At 42.4% G+C, this 1752-nt stretch carries 1 protein-coding gene; it reads left to right on the plus strand.

Annotation, left to right across the window (positions count from 1 at the left end; all coding sequences use genetic code 11):
- Positions 1-417 precede the first annotated feature (417 nt).
- Positions 418-1737 carry an IS4 family transposase gene (locus tag QUA77_RS29030; RefSeq protein WP_333454078.1) on the plus strand — a complete coding sequence of 440 codons (1320 nt, stop codon included), beginning with the start codon at positions 418-420 and terminating at the stop codon, positions 1735-1737.
- The last annotated feature ends 15 nt before the right edge of the window (positions 1738-1752 follow it).

Consider the following 1752-nt stretch of genomic DNA (forward strand, 5'->3'; position numbering starts at 1 on the left):
TCATTGGTAACAAGTTAGAAAGGAGTAGATTTTGTCAATACCTCTTTCTGCAGAAATATTATGGAACAATAATGATAATCAAAAAAGGGGTAAAGGTGGGAGAGTTCGCCGACGGCGGACTCTCCCACCGACAGCGATTATCATTATTAATAAATTGTTCGCTCGACTGGCGTTGCAAGAGCTCGATAATAGTGGCGGGAGCTCGATAATAGTGGCGGGAGCTCGATAATAATGGTGGGAGCTCGAGTTCCGTTGCACCGCAAGCGCACGGCAGCGTCGGGGCGAGCATTCAGGGTGGCGAGCCTTGGTACGATCGAACCATCTTATTTGACAAATAATTGAGCGATTGTGTAGGTAGTAAATATGGCTAAGAGTCAAAAAACCAACCGTAACCACGCCAAAAAAACCACAAGACCGATGGTGGAAGACGAAGCGATTGCCTCGCAACTATCGGCATTATTAACACCAGCCATCACCTCACAAGAAAATTACTACCGTCAACTGGGTTTACGAGGGAGAATTCTTAATCTACCGTTGATGGTAGCAGCAGTATTAACCCTATTGTGGCGAGACGTGGCTGGAGTCACAGAACTCACAAGAATGTTGGCAAGAGAAGGTTTTTTATGGTGCCGACCTACAACAGTCACTCAACAAGCAATGTCTCAAAGATTTTTAAGTTTTCCTGCCTCTTTATTTGAGGGAGTCTTTAAAAATTTATTGCCAAACTTAAAAACTGCTTGGTACAAGAGAAACCAACGGCTTCTACCAGAAAGCATTCAATTTGCCTTGACCAAATTTTCGAGAATTTGGATAGTGGATAGCTCAACGCTCGAAGCATTGTTTTGCAAGCTTAAAAGCCTGGAAGATATACCGCGAGGGCAGTTGGCAGGAAAAATGGCAGCAGTCATAGATTTAATGACTAGGTTACCTGTCGAAGTTTGGTTTCGGGAAAATCCCCGATCTTCTGATGTTAAGCTTGAAGAAAATATCCTGCAATTGGTGCCACCTAAAACCTTACTCTTACTGGATAGAGGTTTTTATCATTTTAGCTTTTGGCTCAAATTAATTGAAGCAGATATTCACTTAATTACTCGTTTGAAAAAAGGAGCATCAATCCAAGTAGAGCAAGTATTTACCAAAAGTTACGACCTGAGAGATAGTCGGGTACGTTTGGGTTCGGGAACAGCCAAAACTCCATTTATTACCTTACGTCTGATTGAAGTTCGTTCGGGTAAAACCTGGCATTCTTATTTGACAACTGTGCTGGAACTAAGAGTGTTACCACCCTACGTTGTGGCAGATTTATATCGCAGGCGCTGGAGAATTGAAGAGGCTTTTAATACCGTAAAAAGGCTCTTGGGATTAAGTTATTTGTGGACGGGTTCTCTCAACGGCATTCAGCTTCAAATCTGGGGTACTTGGATATTTTATGCACTCTTGGTCGATTTAGGTGATGCCGTGGCTGACCAACTCTCTTTACCAATAGATTCAATTTCATTAGAAATGATTTACCGGGGTCTTTACCATTTTTATGTAGCCCGTCAAAAAGGTAAGGCAACTGACCCAATCGAGTATTTCGCCGCGCCTGAAAATCGAGATTTAGGTATTGTTAAATCTCAGCGAAAACCCCATACTAAGTTAATTATTGCACCTTTTCCCGATCGACAGCGAGGTCTGAACCAATATTTCTTTGAGACATCTTCTGAAATCCCCTTGACAACTGCCATACAGGCTTAACTTGTTACGAATGAT

Origin of the sequence: Microcoleus sp. K5-D4 (assembly GCF_036704575.1) — a bacterium.
In the GTDB taxonomy this organism is placed as follows: domain Bacteria; phylum Cyanobacteriota; class Cyanobacteriia; order Cyanobacteriales; family Microcoleaceae; genus Microcoleus.